Annotated in this window: 12 protein-coding genes; 9 read left to right on the top strand and 3 right to left on the bottom strand. The window is 65.7% G+C overall.

Going from position 1 to position 15,270, the window contains the following annotated elements:
- Nucleotides 1-54: 54 nt before the first annotated feature.
- The gene (gene gcvA / locus ASD94_RS19050; protein WP_056646319.1) at nucleotides 55-966 is read right to left on the bottom strand and encodes a transcriptional regulator GcvA; all 912 of its coding nucleotides are present in this window, start codon (nucleotides 964-966) and stop codon (nucleotides 55-57) included.
- A 136-nt stretch (nucleotides 967-1,102) separates the two neighbouring features.
- Between gcvA and ASD94_RS19045 the strand changes: the two genes are divergently transcribed.
- On the top strand, nucleotides 1,103-2,038 hold the full coding sequence (locus tag ASD94_RS19045; RefSeq protein WP_235510710.1) for a DMT family transporter: 936 nt from the start codon (nucleotides 1,103-1,105) through the stop codon (nucleotides 2,036-2,038).
- A 227-nt stretch (nucleotides 2,039-2,265) separates the two neighbouring features.
- Here ASD94_RS19045 and ASD94_RS19040 read toward each other — a convergent pair whose 3' ends face one another.
- Entirely contained in the window at nucleotides 2,266-3,177 is a 912-nt protein-coding gene (locus ASD94_RS19040) for a LysR family transcriptional regulator (protein ID WP_200954258.1), read from the bottom strand.
- A 244-nt stretch (nucleotides 3,178-3,421) separates the two neighbouring features.
- Between ASD94_RS19040 and ASD94_RS19035 the strand changes: the two genes are divergently transcribed.
- The 5 genes from ASD94_RS19035 (at nucleotide 3,422) to ASD94_RS19015 (ending at nucleotide 10,107) form a co-directional block, all read left to right on the top strand.
- On the top strand, nucleotides 3,422-4,957 hold the full coding sequence (locus ASD94_RS19035) for an aldehyde dehydrogenase family protein (protein WP_056646313.1): 1,536 nt from the start codon (nucleotides 3,422-3,424) through the stop codon (nucleotides 4,955-4,957).
- A gap of 23 nt (nucleotides 4,958-4,980) precedes the next feature.
- Nucleotides 4,981-6,177 carry an FAD-binding oxidoreductase gene (locus tag ASD94_RS19030; RefSeq protein WP_056646309.1) on the top strand — a complete coding sequence of 399 codons (1,197 nt, stop codon included), beginning with the start codon at nucleotides 4,981-4,983 and terminating at the stop codon, nucleotides 6,175-6,177.
- Between the two features lie 76 nt (nucleotides 6,178-6,253).
- A complete protein-coding gene (locus ASD94_RS19025) occupies nucleotides 6,254-7,171 on the top strand; it encodes an amino acid ABC transporter substrate-binding protein (RefSeq protein ID WP_056646305.1) in 918 nt (305 codons plus the stop codon).
- A complete protein-coding gene (locus ASD94_RS19020; RefSeq protein WP_056646301.1) occupies nucleotides 7,168-8,394 on the top strand; it encodes a pyridoxal phosphate-dependent aminotransferase in 1,227 nt (408 codons plus the stop codon). The genes ASD94_RS19025 and ASD94_RS19020 overlap by 4 nt, the downstream gene beginning before the upstream one ends.
- Nucleotides 8,395-8,421: 27 nt before the next feature.
- The gene (locus ASD94_RS19015; protein WP_056646299.1) at nucleotides 8,422-10,107 is read left to right on the top strand and encodes a thiamine pyrophosphate-binding protein; all 1,686 of its coding nucleotides are present in this window, start codon (nucleotides 8,422-8,424) and stop codon (nucleotides 10,105-10,107) included.
- A gap of 39 nt (nucleotides 10,108-10,146) precedes the next feature.
- Here the strand turns inward: ASD94_RS19015 and ASD94_RS19010 are convergent, their stop codons facing one another.
- Nucleotides 10,147-11,028: a LysR family transcriptional regulator gene (locus ASD94_RS19010; RefSeq protein WP_056646297.1), complete on the bottom strand. Its 882-nt coding sequence runs from the start codon at nucleotides 11,026-11,028 to the stop codon at nucleotides 10,147-10,149.
- Between the two features lie 135 nt (nucleotides 11,029-11,163).
- Between ASD94_RS19010 and ASD94_RS19005 the strand changes: the two genes are divergently transcribed.
- From ASD94_RS19005 to ASD94_RS18995, 3 genes are all read left to right on the top strand, one after another.
- A complete protein-coding gene (locus tag ASD94_RS19005) occupies nucleotides 11,164-12,111 on the top strand; it encodes a DMT family transporter (protein WP_082576945.1) in 948 nt (315 codons plus the stop codon).
- Between the two features lie 18 nt (nucleotides 12,112-12,129).
- Nucleotides 12,130-13,464, top strand: a complete 1,335-nt coding sequence (locus ASD94_RS19000) for a DNA polymerase IV (RefSeq protein WP_082576944.1) — start codon at nucleotides 12,130-12,132, stop codon at nucleotides 13,462-13,464.
- A 148-nt stretch (nucleotides 13,465-13,612) separates the two neighbouring features.
- The gene (locus tag ASD94_RS18995) at nucleotides 13,613-15,172 is read left to right on the top strand and encodes a PAS domain-containing methyl-accepting chemotaxis protein (protein ID WP_056646294.1); all 1,560 of its coding nucleotides are present in this window, start codon (nucleotides 13,613-13,615) and stop codon (nucleotides 15,170-15,172) included.
- Nucleotides 15,173-15,270 lie beyond the last annotated feature (98 nt).

Below are 15,270 nucleotides of genomic sequence, written 5' to 3'. Positions count from 1 at the left end.
GACGGGAGTTTTTGACCCATTGCAGACCATCACAAGGGTTTTGTGTGTCCGCTTCTATGCATCCGCCTCTGATGTGAACGCCTGTATTTCGGTGGTCAACCAATTCCGCAACGCTACAACCTTGGGATGGTCTCGTTCACCGACACGGTAGACCAAGTCATAGCCGCGCTCGGCTTTCAGGCGCAATGCTGAGTATGGTGCTATCAGCCTGCCGGCTGCAATGTCGTCGGCCACCAAAGTGCTACGGGCCAGTGCGACTCCCTCACCCCGTATCGCAGCTTCCACCGCCATTGAACCGTGGCTATAGCTCGGACCGTTGGGCGGACGTTTCTTGTCCAGCCCCGCCAGCGCTAACCACTGCGCCCAATTCGCCATCATTCCCACTTCGTGCAGCAGGTGGGCGCGAAGCAGCTGGGCCGGCTGCTCCAGTCCGCCGCATCTTGAGATGTAGTCTGGGCTGCACACTGGCGTGACTGTCTCTTCCAGAATGCGCTCTGCCATGGCGTTCGGGTAACGGCCGAAGCCGTACCGAATGGCGGCGTCCACATGCCCCAGGCGCAAATCCACGTTCACGTCGGTCACATCCATGTGCACATCGAAGGGGTGGCACGACGCCCGCAGCCTTCCCAGGCGAGGTGCCAGCCACTTGCTGGCAAATGACACGCTGGTGCTCACCGTCAGTCGCTTACCAGTGTCATCACCGCGCAGGCGCTGCGCTTCTCCGGCTAACTCGCCCAACAAGCGGGCAACCACCGCATGAAACTCTGCCCCTGCTTCGGTGAGCACGATGCGCCGGGTCAGCCGCAGAAACAGCTGGCAGCCCAGATCGTCTTCCAGCGTCCGAATATGGCGGCTGACAGCGCCGTGCGTGAGATGCAATTCCTCCGCCGCGCGCGTCATGCTGAGCAGGCGCGCCGCTGCCTCGAAGGCACGCAGGGTTTGCAGGGGTGGAAGCCGGTCGAACATGGGTTGCGCTTTGATGCGTGAGTGAGGCTCACGCATTATGTGAGAACAAATCGTTTGTCAGCCGATTGCCTCAACGCCACTATCGGTCTTACCCCTTCTGACGTCCTGGGGCGCCCTCCCCCAGCAGGCCCCATCCATGAGCAATAGCACCACTTCCAGCACTATCACAGCGAATCCCTCCAAGACCTCAGGGGCCCAAGCGCATGACTACAGCCCGCGCCACCTGGGGGCCATGCTGCTCCTGGCATTGATCTGGGGCTTGTCGATTCCGATCACCAAACTGGGCTTGCAGGACTTGCCACCGCTCACCCTCACGGCACTGCGCTTTGCCTTTGCCGTGCCGTTAATGCTGTTGTTCACCCTGGGGCGCCAAACCCTTCCTTGGCGGGCCTTGCCCAAGGTGGCTGCGCTCGGGCTGTTGGGCATCGGCATAGGCCAGGTGGCGCAGACTTTTGGCGTGGCGGGCACCTCCGCCTCGGTGGGCACCATCGTATCGGCCACGATCCCGCTGTTCATCGTGGTGTTTGCAGCGATACGGCTGGGTCAGCATGTTTCGCGCATTCAGACACTGGGCCTGCTGACTGCCTTCGCGGGGATCGCGCTGGTGGCTTTGGGGGATATGGACGCAGCTGCCACATCGGTCACCACCGTGTGGGGCGTGGGCTGGATGCTCCTGTCATCGGTGGCCATTGCGTTCTATTACGTCTGGAGCGTGGAGCTGACCAACGAGCACGGCACCGCTACGGTGGCCGCGTGGAGTACGACCTTCGGTTTCCTGGCATTGCTGCCCTGGGCAGGCTGGGAATGGACGCAGGCACCCGCCCAGTTCACCGCCATGGGCATCGGTGCAGCGGCTTACCTCGGCGTATTCGTGACCGTGGCAGGCCTTTACATGTGGCTGGGCTTGCTGCGGGTGGTGCCTGCGCGGGTGGCTGCGGCTGTCCAGTACCTGCAGCCTATCTTCGGCATTGCCGCAGCGGCTGCGCTGCTGGGAGATCGCCTGGGTCCTGCGTTTGTGGTGGGCTCCGTGCTGGTCCTTGCAGGGCTTGGCATTACGCTATCGCGGCGCTGAATCTCTAGCGTGACCCAGTTGGTCATCTGCCCCTTAATCGAACAGCTAGATCGATTCCTTGACTGACTGCCTTTGACTGACAGCTGGCCTACCGGCGCACGCTCATCCTGCTGCGCATCAGACGCATTTAATTCACTTTTGATAGCTGGTAGCGCTTATTCAATAAGCGCCCTAGGCATCTTTCGCTTGTATTTCTCACGATGCGAAAGCGATCGGCAACCATGTCCTTACCCCTGCCGCTGCCCCGCACACTCCCCCACCACCCAGTCCCTGAACGCCTTCACCAGCGGCGTCTGCGCTCGCGCCTCGGGATACACCAGGTAGTACGCATCGGTGCTCGTCAGCACCTGGTCTGACAGCTCCACCAGGCTCCCGGCCGCCAGTTCCTGCTCAATCAGGAAGCGCGGCAGCAGCGCCGCGCCCAGGTGCGACACGGCCGCCTGGGCAATCATGGCGAAGTGTTCCGACTGCGGGCCGCGCAGGGCCAGGGCGGTGGGGGCGCCCACCAGCTCAAACCATTCGGCCCATTGCGTGGGGCGGGTGCTTTGCTGCAGCAGCACCACGCGCGTCAGGTCCTGCGGGGTGTGGATGTTGTGGCGGTCGCGGTAGGTGGGGCTGCACACGGGCACGGTTTCTTCGTGCATCAGGTATTCGCACACGGCACCCGCCCAGTGCGGGGTGCCGAAGTGGATGGCGGCGTCAAACGGCGTGCCCGCAAAGTCAAACGGCTCGGTGCGGGCCGAGAAGTTGACCATGGCCTCGGGGTGCAAGGCCATGAAGCCACCCAGGCGCGGGATGAGCCAGCGGGTGCCCAGTGTGGGCAGCACGGCCAGGTTGAGCAGGCCGTCGGTGCTGGAGAACGCCATGGCTTTTTGTGTGCTGGCCGACAGTTGCTGCAGCACGTTTTGTACATCGGCCGCATAGACGCGCCCTGCGTCGGTCAGCACCACACGCTGGCGCACGCGGTGGAAGAGGGCGGTGCCGATCTGCTCCTCCAGCTGGCGGATCTGGCGCGACACCGCGCTTTGGGTGAGGTGCAGTTCCTCGGCAGCGCGCGACACGCTCTGGTGGCGCGCCGCCGCTTCAAAGGCCAGCAGGTCGGCGGTGGAGGGGAGGAAGGCGCGGCGCAGCAGGGTCATACCGGGTTATGCACTGGGGGAATGATGGTAGATACCAAAAATTAAGCCTTTTGAGTCCCTGCCGCGCATTGGGTATGGGGTGGCAGTCCTGATATTTTCAGGCACTTCATTCTGATTTGTGATCAAGTAGTTCCATTTTTTTGCTATCCACTGCCCTGAGATTGGCGGATATTGGCGCATTCATTGCGTGTGTTCTCCCATGCTGTTGCCATCTCTCTGCCTCCATCCACCTTTGCGAGCCGCCATGTCTGCCACCCCTGTCGCCACCCCCCTTGTGTCCGAAGTCGATCAACTGCTGCAACGCCTGGGCGTGCCCCGCGCCGCCTACACCGGCGGCACGCTGGCGGCCCGTTCGCCCATCACGGGCGAGGTGCTGGCCCAGGTGCCGCAGCAAAGCGCGGCCGATGCCACGGCCGCCATCGGCCGCGCGCATGCGGCCTTTTTGGCATGGCGCAATGTGCCCGCACCACGCCGGGGCGAGCTGGTGCGCCTGCTGGGCGAAGAGCTGCGCGCCGCCAAGGCCGACCTGGGCCTGCTGGTGACCATCGAGGCGGGCAAGATCCCGTCCGAAGGCCTGGGTGAAGTGCAGGAGATGATCGACATCTGCGACTTTGCCGTGGGCCTGTCGCGCCAGCTGTACGGCCTGACGATTGCCACCGAGCGCCCCGGCCACCGCATGATGGAAACTTGGCATCCGCTGGGCGTGTGTGGCGTGATCTCGGCCTTCAACTTCCCCGTGGCCGTGTGGTCGTGGAACGCAGCACTGGCGCTGGTGTGTGGTGATTCGGTGGTGTGGAAGCCGTCGGAAAAGACCCCGCTCACCGCCCTGGCCACGCATGCGATTGCACAGCGCGCCATTGCACGTTTTGGCAGCGACGCACCCGAAGGCCTGCTGGAGCTGATCGTGGGCCAGCGCGACATTGGCGAGGTGCTGGTGGATGACGCCCGCGTACCCGTGCTGTCGGCCACCGGCTCCACCGCCATGGGCCGCGCCGTGGGCCCGCGCCTGGCAGCGCGTTTTGCGCGCGGCATCCTGGAGCTGGGCGGCAACAACGCGGCCATCGTGGCGCCCACGGCCGATCTGAACCTGGCCCTGCGCGGCATCGCGTTTGCCGCCATGGGCACGGCGGGCCAGCGCTGCACCACGCTGCGCCGCCTGTTTGTGCACGAGAGCATTTACGACCAGCTGGTGCCCCAACTCGCCAAGGTCTACGCCAACGTGCAGGTGGGCGACCCGCGCACCGCTGGCACGCTGGTGGGCCCGCTGATCGACCGCATGGCCTATGACGGCATGCAAAAGGCGCTGGAGCAAAGCCGTGCGCTGGGCGCCACCGTACACGGCGGCGGCCGCGTGGAAGGCGTGGGCGGTGCGGACGCGTACTACGTGCGCCCCGCGCTGGTGGAGCTGCAAAAGCACGAAGGGCCCGCGCTGCACGAAACCTTTGCGCCCATTCTGTATGTGGTGCGCTACAGCACCATCGACGAAGCCATTGCCATGAACAACGCCGTGGGCGCGGGCCTGTCGTCGTCCATCTTCACGCTCAACGTGCGCGAGGCCGAGCAGTTCATGTCGGCCGCCGGTTCGGACTGCGGCATTGCCAACGTGAACATCGGCCCCAGCGGCGCCGAGATTGGCGGTGCGTTTGGCGGCGAGAAGGAAACCGGCGGTGGCCGCGAAGCGGGCTCGGACAGCTGGAAGGCCTACATGCGCCGCGCCACCAACACCATCAACTACTCCACCGCTTTGCCGCTGGCGCAGGGCGTGACGTTTGACGTGTAAGCCACGCGCTGCTGGCACCGTTCATGTTGACCGCTACAGCCCCACACCCCATCGTCATCATTGGCGGTGGTGTCATTGGTAGCGCGATTGCGTACTTCCTCACGCTGCAGCAACCGGGCTGCGAGGTGGTGGTGGTCGAGCGCGACCCGACCTATGCGCGGGCGTCGTCGGCGCTGTCGGCCAGCTCCATCCGCCAGCAGTTTTCTACCGACATCAACATCCAGATCTCGGCGTTTGGCATCGGCTTTTTGCGCAACGTGGGTACGCTGTTGGCGTGCCATGGCGATGTGCCCGATATCGGTCTGCACGAAGGCGGCTACCTGTACCTGGCCACCCAGCCGGGTGAGGCCACGCTGCGCGAGAACCACGCGCTGCAAAAGCAGCATGGCGCCGATGTGGCGCTGCTCAGCCCGCAGCAGCTGGCCGAGCGCTTTCCGTGGCTGGCGCTGCAGGACGTGGTGCTGGGCTCACTGGGCCTCTCGGGCGAAGGTTGGTTTGATGGCTACCTGCTGCTCACGGCCTTGCGCAAGAAGGCGCAGAGCCAGGGCGTGCGCTACGTGGCCGATGAAGCCGTGGGGCTGGATACGGTGAGTAGCGATGGCGTGCTGCATGTGAACGCGGTGCGCTTGCACAGCGGTGCGGTGCTGCCATGCCGTTATGCGGTGAATGCCGGTGGCCCGTGGGCCGCTGCCATTGCGGGCTGGGCGGGCATGGATCTGCCCGTGGTGGGCAAGCGCCGCACGGTGTTCAACCTCGCGAGCCCCGCCGCATTGCCGGGCTGCCCGCTGCTCATCGACACCAGTGGCATCTGGCTGCGGCCCGAGGGCAAAGGCTTTATCTGCGGCTTTGCGCCCGACGCGGACAACGACGCCGACTTTGCCCCGCTGGAGCCCGAGTACGACGCGTTTGACAACCACATCTGGCCCACGCTGGCCGAGCGCATCCCCGGTTTTGAGGCACTGCGCATGCAGGGCGCCTGGGCGGGCTACTACGAGATGAACACCTTTGACCACAACGCCATCGTGGGCCTGCACCCGGCGTGCGACAACCTGGTGTTTGCCAACGGCTTTTCGGGCCACGGCCTGCAGCAGTGCCCTGCCGTGGGCCGGGGCGTGGCCGAGTTGTTGCTCACGGGCAGCTACCAAAGCCTGGACCTGTCGCCGCTGTCCATCGAACGCATTGCGCGTAACGCGCCGCTGCTCGAAAAAAACGTGATTTGAGCGTCACCAAAGCCGCCCGATTTCTCTCTCACCGATTCATCCACCTGCCAACCACAACACACAAGGAGACAACGACATGGCAATTTCCCGCAAGACCTTCACTGCGCTCGCCGCAGGCCTGGCCCTGGCCTGCATGGCCACAGCCCCCGCGCTGGCGCAGACGGTCACCCAGCCCACGCTGGAGAAGATCAAGTCCAGCGGCAAAGCCGTGCTGGGCGTGCGCGAGACCTCGCCGCCCATGGCCTATGCGCTGGGCGCGAATGAAAAATATGTGGGCTACCACGTCGAGCTGTGCGAGCGCGTGCTCAAGGAGGTCGCGCCCGACGCCAAGCTCGAATACATGGCCGTGACGGCGCAAAACACGCTGCCCCTGGTGCAGAACGGGACGCTGGACATTGGCTGCGGCCCCACCACCAACAACACCGCGCGCCAGCAGCAAGTGGCCTTTGCGGTGACCACCTATGTGAGCGAAGTGCGCATGGCGGTGCGCAAGGATTCCGATCTCAAATCCATCAGCCAGCTTGCAGGCCGCACCATTGCCGCATCCACCGGCACCACCGCCGTACAGCTACTGCGCAAGCAAGAGCGCGCGCTGGGTGGTGCCCCCATCAAGACCGTTCTGGGTAAGGACCACCACGAGAGCTTCCTGCTGCTGGAGACCGGCCGCGCCGATGCCTTTGTGCTCGACGACAACCTGCTGGCCGGGATGATTGCCAACTCCAAGGACCCCTCGGCCTACCGCATCGTGGGCGAGCCGCTGGGCGCCGAGCCGATTGCACTGCTGTTCCGCAAGGACGACCCCACGTTCAAGGCCGCAGTGGACGGCGTGCTCACCAAACTGATGCAGTCCGGCGAAATGGAAAAGATCTACACCAAGTGGTTTGTGAACCCCATTCCGCCCAAGAACATGAGCCTGAACCTGCCGCTGGGCACCACGCTGCGCCAGCTGTTCGCCACCCCCAACGACAAGCCCCTGGAGACCTACCAGCAATGAACGCTCCCATCCCCGCCACGGCCTTCCGCGCGGCCGACCGTCTGGGCGCCATTGGCGTTTCGGAAATCGTGCGCCTGACGCAAGAGGCCAACCAGCTCAAGCGCCAGGGCCAGCCCGTGATCGTGCTGGGCCTGGGCGAGCCCGACTTCGACACGCCCGCCCACATTCTGGAAGCCGCCCAGCAGGCCATGGCGCGGGGGGAGACGCATTACACGGTGCTGGATGGCACGGCCGAACTCAAGGCCGCCATCCAGCACAAGTTCAAGCACGACAACGGGCTGGACTTTGCGCTGAACGAAATCACCGCCGGTGCAGGCGCCAAACAGATCCTCTACAACGCGCTGATGGCCTCAGTGAACCCGGGTGACGAGGTGATCCTGCCCGCGCCGTACTGGACGTCATACGCCGACATGGTGCTGATTGCGGGCGGTGTGCCCGTGGTGGTGCCGTGCACCGAGGCCAACGGCTTTCGCATCACGCCCGAGCAGCTGGAGGCGGCCATCACGCCGCGCACGCGCTGGGTGTTCATCAACTCGCCCTCCAACCCCAGCGGTGCGGCCTACAGCGCCGAGCAACTGCGGCCCGTGCTGGAGGTGGTGGAGCGTCACCCGCAGGTGTGGCTGCTGGCGGACGATATCTATGAACACATCCTGTACGACGGCCGTGCGTTTGCCACGCCTGCTGCCGTGCTGCCGTCACTGCGCGATCGCACGTTGACGGTGAACGGCGTCTCCAAGTCGTATGCCATGACGGGCTGGCGCCTGGGCTACGGTGCAGGCCCGAAGGCGCTGATTGCGGCCATGGCTGTGGTGCAGAGCCAGGCCACATCGTGCCCCTCGTCCATCAGCCAGGCGGCTGCCGTGGCGGCGCTCACGGGGCCGCAAGACGTGGTGCGCGAACGTTGCCAAGCGTTCCAGGACCGGCGCGATCTGGTGGTGGCCGCGCTCAACGCCTCACCCGGCCTGCGCTGCCGTGTGCCCGAGGGCGCGTTCTACACCTTTGCCTGCTGCGAAGGCGTGCTGGGCCGCACCACGCCCGGCGGCATGCAGCTGGGCACCGATGCCGACTTCTGCGCCTACCTGCTGCGCGAGCACCATGTCGCCGTGGTGCCCGGCGGGGTGCTGGGGCTGGCGCCATACTTCCGCATCTCGTACGCCGCCTCTACCGCCGATTTGCAAGAGGCCTGCGCGCGCATCCAGCGCGCCTGCCAGGCTCTGTTCTGAATTTTTTCTGATCCAGTCACTGAAGACATGAATACCTCGTCCCTCACCCCCCGCACCGGCGGCCAGATCCTGGTGCAGCAGCTCATCACCCATGGTGTGAAGCAGCTCTTTTGTGTGCCCGGCGAAAGTTATCTGGCTGTGCTTGATGCGCTGCATGACGCTGATATTGGCGTGACCGTGTGCCGCCAGGAAGGCGGCGCGGCCATGATGGCCGAGGCGCAGGGCAAGCTCACCGGCCAGCCCGGCATCTGCTTTGTGACGCGCGGGCCAGGCGCTACCAATGCTTCGGCCGGTGTGCACATTGCGCACCAGGATTCGACGCCGATGATCCTGTTCGTGGGCCAGGTAGCGCGCGGTGCCATGGGGCGCGAGGCGTTTCAGGAGCTGGACTACAGCGCCGTGTTTGGCACCATGGCCAAGTGGGTGGTGCAGATTGACGACCCGGCCCGTGTGCCCGAACTGATCTCGCGCGCCTTCCACGTTGCCACCTCGGGCCGCCCCGGCCCCGTGGTGGTGGCGCTGCCCGAAGACATGCTGACCGAGGCCGCCACCGTGGCCGATGCGCTGCCCTACCAGGTGACGGAAACGCACCCCGGCGCCGCGCAAATGGCCGAGCTGGCGCAGCGCCTGCAAGCCGCCCAAAGCCCCGTCGCCATCCTGGGCGGCAGCCGCTGGTCCGAGCAGGCGGTGCGCGAGTTCACCGCGTTTGCCGAAGCGTGGTCCCTTCCCGTGTACTGCTCGTTCCGCCGCCAGATGCTGTTCCCGGCTACGCACGCTTGCTACGGCGGTGACCTGGGCCTGGGCGTCAACCCCAAGCTGCTGGCACGTATCAAGGCGTCCGACCTGGTGCTGGTGGTGGGCGGCCGCTTGTCGGAGGTGCCATCGCAGGGCTACGAGCTGTTCCACATCCCCACGCCTGCACAGCCGCTGGTGCACGTGCATGCCGATGCGGATGAGCTAGGCAAGCTCTACCGCCCCACACAGGCCATTCACGCAACGCCCCAGGCGTTTGCTGCAGCGCTCAATACGGTGCGGCCCACAGCGGCTGTGCCCTGGAAGGCTCATGCCGAGGCTGCCCATGCCGAATATCTGGCCTGGAGCGATACGGCACCCATCCGCATACCCGGCAACCTGCAAATGGGCCAGGTGATGCAGCACCTCAAGGAAGTGCTGCCCGCCGACACCATCTTCTGCAACGGCGCGGGCAACTTTGCCACCTGGATTCACCGTTTCTGGCCCTTTACCACCTATGCGAGCCAGCTCGCGCCCACCAGCGGCTCCATGGGCTACGGCCTGCCCGCAGGCGTGGGCGGCAAGCGCCTATGGCCGCAGCGCGAGGTGGTGATCTTTGCGGGCGATGGCGACTTTGTGATGCACGGCCAGGAGTTTGCGACCGCCGTGCAGTACGGCCTGCCCATCATCGTGGTGCTGCTGGACAACGCCATGTACGGCACCATCCGCATGCACCAGGAACGCGAGTACCCCGGCCGCATCAGCGCCACGCAGCTCAAGAACCCCGACTTCAAGGCCTATGCCCAGGCCTTTGGTGGCCATGGCGAACGCGTGGAGCGCACCGAAGACTTCGCACCCGCGCTGGCCCGCGCCCGCGCCAGCGGCCTGCCCAGCGTGCTGCACTGCCTGATCGACCCCGAGGCGATCACGCCCACGGGCACGCTGCAGGGCATTCGCAGCGCGGCACTCTCCAAGAAGTAGGCTCCCGTTTCGTAAGCAGTCCCTTAGGCGCTCAGACGTTCAGTCGTTCACGCGGGCACCGCCGGATTGCCGCAGGGTCTGCACCAGCAGGTTCTGCAGGCTGTCCACCGCCTTGGAGCCGCGCGATGCGCGGCTGCGGTAGACGGCCACCTCCATGGGGGCCAGCGGCCCCAGGCCGTGTTCGGTGCCGAGCACCTGCAGCTGTGGTGGCACGCTGCAGTGGGTGAGGGCGGCCACGGCCAGGCCACTTTCCACCGCCGCAATTTGCCCCGCCAGGCTGGAGCTGTGATAGACCACCTTGTAGCGGCGCCCCTGCTGCGCCAGTGCGTGGATGGCGCCGCGCCGCGCCAGGCTGGCCGATTCGTACACCGCAATGGGCAGCGGGTCGCGCCTCCACAACTCGAACTGCGCTGATCCCACCCACACCATGGGCTCATGGAACAGCAGTGTGCCCCGGCGGGCGTGGTCGCGCGAGATCAGCGCCAGGTCCAGGTCGCCACTGGCCACGCGCGGGATGAGGGCGGTGGACTGCTCGCAGTCCAGTTCAATCTCCACCGCGCTGTGCCGGGGCGCAAAGCGTTTGAGTACGGGCGTGAGATATCGCGCCGCATAGTCATCCGGCACCCCCAGCCGCACCCGGCCTGTGAGGGCGTCGCCGTTCAGGGCATCGTGCGCTTCTGCATGCAGTTCCAGAATGCGGCGCGCATAGCCCAGCAGGGTTTCGCCCTCGGGCGTGAGGTGTTGCTTGCGGGCGTCTCGCTCCAGCAGTCGGTGGCCAACGGCGTCTTCCAGCTTCTTGAGCTGCATGCTGACCGCCGACTGGGACCGGTGCACCTCGGCCGCCGCGCCAGAGAGCGAGCCTGCATCCACCACCGCCACCAGGCACTGTAGCCAGTCGAATTGCAAATCGCGGTAGCTCATGGATTGCCTCAGTGATGATGTATTCGATGATCGAATGGTTGATGCGTAAATTATGCGCTTTCGGTTACAGAGGCTGGCAGCCACACTGCGAGCATGCAGCAGTCGTCCTCTACCGTTTCAGGCACATCCGTCCCCGTGGTTCCCGCGTCCGCTTTCCCTGCGGGCAGCGCGCGTGGGCTGTCGTCTGTCCACCGGCTGGACGGCTGGATCGCTTTTTTGCTGGGCAACGTGCTGCTGGGCACCATCGGCGTGTTCGTGCACGAGGCGCAGGCGGCGCCGTTGACGGTGACCTGGTTCCGCTGCGCTTTTGGTCTCGTGGGGCTCACGTTATGGATGGCCTGGCGCCACCGGTCATGGTCGGGACTGTGGCGGGGGCTCTGGGTGGGCTGGGCGGCTTTGCCGTGGGTGTTGCTGCTCAGCGGGCTGATGCTGGCGAGCTGGTGGCTGTTTTTCACCGCGATCCAGCAAGTGCCCACCGGGGTGGCAGTGGTGCTGTTCCATGTGCAGCCCCTGTGGGTATTGCTGCTGGGGGCCTGGTGGCTCAAAGAAGCTGTGCCCCGGCAGCGCGTGGTGTCAGTGCTGATTGCGATGGTGGGGTTGGTGCTGGCCACGGGCGTGGCCGGGGGGCTGACTTCGTCTGGCGCCGGGCATGCGCCTGGCTACTGGGTGGGCGTAGGCCTGTGCCTGGTCGGTGCGCTGTGCACAGCCACCGTCACCGTGGTTGCCAAGCGCTTGGGGGTGCTGCCGGTGGGGACCCTGGCGTGGTGGCAATGCGCGCTGGGTGCCGCCGTGCTGTGGGTGGCCCCAGTGGGCCAAGGTTGGCCTGCCTGGGGTGCCTCATGGGCATGGCTGGCAGGGCTGGGGCTGATTCACACTGGCCTGGCGTACACCCTGATGTATGCAGGCATGGCCCGGCTGGCAACGGCCCGGGTGGCGGTGTTGCAGTTTGCCTACCCGACGGTCGCCATTGTGGTGGACTGGGTGTACTTTCAGCACACCTTGGGCGGTTGGCAGATGGCAGGTGTGGTGCTGATGCTGGGCGCCATCGCGGCAGGGGAGCGTGGTGCGAGGCGCAATCGCTAATGCACCGCCTGCGCTGGGATGGCTCCGCCCCGCACAATATCGGGTGTGACCGCCACCGAGCCCGATTCCTCTGAAACCCCCACTCCTGCGCAGGCTGCCCCTTCCTGCAAGCGGCGCCGCATCGCGCACCTGGACATGGACGCGTTCTTCGCATCCGTCGAGCTGCTGCGCTACCCCCAGCTCAAGGGCCTGCCCGTTGTGATTGGCGGCGGGCGGCGCAAGGTGGACGAGTTGCTGCTGCGCGGCCCGGACGGCACCGCAGAGCGCGAGCGGCGCTTCATCCCGGTGGAGGACTTTCCGCTGCTCAAGGACTATGTGGGCCGGGGCGTGATCACCACAGCCACCTACGCTGCGCGTCAGTTCGGCGTGGGCTCGGCCATGGGCATGATGAAGGCGGCCAAGCTGTGCCCGCAGGCCATCGTGCTGCCGGTGGATTTTGAGGAGGTGCGACGTTTCTCGCGCCTGTTCAAGAGCACCATCACCGAGATCGCGCCGGTGATGCAGGACCGGGGCGTGGACGAGGTCTATATCGACTTCACCGAGGTGCCCGGTGGCCAGCGCGAAGGCGGGCGGGTGCTGGCGCGGCTCATTCAGAAAAGCATCTTTGAAAGGACCGGGCTGACTTGTTCCATCGGCGTGGCACCCAACCGGCTGCTGGCCAAGATGGCCAGTGAGTTCAACAAGCCCAACGGCATCTCCATCGTTTACGAGGAAGACCTGCAGAGCAAGATCTGGCCCTTGAACGTGCGCAAGATCAACGGCATCGGCCCCAAGGCGGGCGAGAAGCTGGCGCGGCTGGGCATTGAGTCCATCGGACAGCTGGCCGCGCAGGATGAGCAATGGCTGATGGGCCACTTTGGCAAGTCCTCCGGCGCGTGGATGCACCGCGTGGCCTGGGGCCGCGACGACAGCCCGGTGGTGACCGAGAGCGAGCCCGTGAGCATGAGCCGCGAGACCACCTTTGACCGCGACCTGCATGCGGTGCGCGACCGGGCCGAGCTGGGCGCGATCTTTACCGACCTGTGCATGCGCGTGGCCGAGGACCTGCAGCGCAAGGGCTATGTGGCGCGCACCATCGGCATCAAGCTGCGCTACGACGATTTCAAGATCGCGACGCGCGACCACACGGCGGACAGCTATACGGCAGACGGGGCCACCATCCGCCAGCTGGCAGGGCAATGCCTCAAGCGCGTGCCGCTGGACAAACGCCTGAGGCTGCTGGGTGTGCGGGCCAGCACGCTGGTACGACGTGGCGAGGAGCCCGCGCCGCAGCCAGACACTGCTGCGCCCGCTGCGGGCAGCCGGCGCAGGCCGCACGCAGATGCGGACAAGGGCACCGGGCAGCTCTTCTGACGCAGCACGCGCCGGCCGCAGGCGGCGCTTTGGAGGGGCAAAACGGCAGGGTGAGCAGTTAGACTTGATTCGTATCAAGCGGTTACTTACAACACCCCACCAAAAGCCGCGCTGCCTGCCCCTGCCGCAGGCCCTTCAGGAGCTTTGAATGCGCATCAACCTGCCTGTGACCCAGCAGAACTTCGACTACCCCGGTGATGAGCTGCTGGTGTCCAGCACCAACACCAAGGGCGAGATCACGCACTGCAACCCGGCGTTTGTGCGCGTCAGTGGCTACAGCCATGACGAACTCATCGGCCAGCCCCACAACATCATTCGCCACCCCGACATGCCGCCCGAGGCCTACAAGGACATGTGGCGCACCGTTGGCCGGGGCGAGCCGTGGACGGGCCTGGTCAAGAACCGCCGCAAGAACGGCGACCACTACTGGGTGCGCGCCAACGTCACCCCCATCATGGAGGGCGGCAAGCCGCGCGCCTACATGTCGGTGCGCACCAAGCCCAGCGCTGCAGAAATGGCAGCTGCCGAGGCCTTGTATGCCCAGATGCGCAGCGAGGCCGCTTCGGGCGCCAGCAGCTTCTACCTCGACTCGGGCAACGTGCGCTACCGCGGCGTGCGTGGCTGGCGGCAGCGCATCGCGCACATGGCACTGTTGCCCCGCATGGCGGTGCTGCTGCTGGTGACCGTGCTGCTGGCCTTGCTGCCCGATGTGATCGGACTGCAAGGCACCACGGCCTGGGTGGCGCGCCTGGTGTTGCTGTTGTTGGGGGCCGGGTGGACGCTGTGGCGCTTTCAGGCCACCGTGTTGCAGGGCATGCACGATGCCACCCGCTTTGCGTCCGACATCTCGGCGTGCAACCTGGCCACGTCGGTGGGCACCGACTACCCCCAGCCCCTGGGCGCACTGATGCAGCGCCTGCAGCAGACCCAGGTCAACCTGCGTGCGGTGGTGGGCGATGTACGCACCGAGGTGCGCAACTTCATCGAATCGGCCGACGAGATCGCACGCGGCGGCGTGAACCTGTCGGCCCGCACCGAATCGCAGGCCAGCAGCCTGGAGGAGACCGCTGCGGCCATGGAGCAACTGGCCAGCACGGTGTTGCAGACCTCCGAGACGGCGGCCAAGGTCTCGCACGAGAGTGCGCAAAGCAGCGACATTGCCAAGCGCGGTGGTCAGGCTGTGCAGGAGGTGGGCGCGGCCATGCAGCAGATGAAGCTGTCGTCTACCAAGATCAGCGAGATCGTGGGCGTGATCGAGGGCATTGCCTTCCAGACCAACCTGCTGGCGCTCAACGCCGCCGTCGAGGCCGCCCGCGCGGGCGAGCAGGGCCGGGGCTTTGCGGTGGTGGCGGGGGAGGTGCGCGCGCTGGCCCAGCGCAGCGCCAGTTCGGCCAAGGAGATCAGCGGCTTGATTGGTGTGACGGTGGACCAGATCGCCAGCGGCGCACAGCAGATGGACCATGCGGGCACCACCATCGGGGGCGTGGTGCATGCCGTGGAGCGGGTGAGCATGCTGGTGCAGCAAATCAGCAGTGCGACCAAGGAGCAGTCGCAGGGCATCGCCCAGGTCAACGAGGCGGTGACCCAGCTCGACACGGTGACGCAACAGAACGCGACGCTGGTGGAGGAGTCGGCGGAGGCGGCCCAGGGCCTCAAGGAGAGCGCGGTATCGCTCGGCCGCTCGGTGGATGTGTTCCGCCTGGGGTAGGGGGCGGCGACCAGAGGCGGTCAGCCACTGGCGGCGATACAGTCCTTGACGAATTCTTACTCGTAACTTACAGTGATTTTCCCGTTTTCCGGGAGATC

Origin of the sequence: Acidovorax sp. Root70, from assembly GCF_001428225.1 — a bacterium.
Classification (GTDB): domain Bacteria; phylum Pseudomonadota; class Gammaproteobacteria; order Burkholderiales; family Burkholderiaceae_C; genus Acidovorax.
The sequence above is the reverse complement of the archived record's forward strand: the minus strand, read 5'-3'. Positions and strand labels throughout refer to the sequence as shown.

Coding starts and splice junctions, on each gene's coding strand:
- ASD94_RS19035 (WP_056646313.1), top strand. CDS start 3,422: ATGTCTGCCACCCCTGTCGCCACCCCCCTTGTGTCCGAAGTCGATCAA.
- ASD94_RS19025 (WP_056646305.1), top strand. CDS start 6,254: ATGGCAATTTCCCGCAAGACCTTCACTGCGCTCGCCGCAGGCCTGGCC.
- gcvA (WP_056646319.1), bottom strand. CDS start 966: ATGTTCGACCGGCTTCCACCCCTGCAAACCCTGCGTGCCTTCGAGGCA.
- ASD94_RS19000 (WP_082576944.1), top strand. CDS start 12,130: ATGGCTCCGCCCCGCACAATATCGGGTGTGACCGCCACCGAGCCCGAT.
- ASD94_RS18995 (WP_056646294.1), top strand. CDS start 13,613: ATGCGCATCAACCTGCCTGTGACCCAGCAGAACTTCGACTACCCCGGT.
- ASD94_RS19040 (WP_200954258.1), bottom strand. CDS start 3,177: ATGACCCTGCTGCGCCGCGCCTTCCTCCCCTCCACCGCCGACCTGCTG.
- ASD94_RS19020 (WP_056646301.1), top strand. CDS start 7,168: ATGAACGCTCCCATCCCCGCCACGGCCTTCCGCGCGGCCGACCGTCTG.
- ASD94_RS19045 (WP_235510710.1), top strand. CDS start 1,103: ATGAGCAATAGCACCACTTCCAGCACTATCACAGCGAATCCCTCCAAG.
- ASD94_RS19010 (WP_056646297.1), bottom strand. CDS start 11,028: ATGAGCTACCGCGATTTGCAATTCGACTGGCTACAGTGCCTGGTGGCG.
- ASD94_RS19015 (WP_056646299.1), top strand. CDS start 8,422: ATGAATACCTCGTCCCTCACCCCCCGCACCGGCGGCCAGATCCTGGTG.
- ASD94_RS19030 (WP_056646309.1), top strand. CDS start 4,981: ATGTTGACCGCTACAGCCCCACACCCCATCGTCATCATTGGCGGTGGT.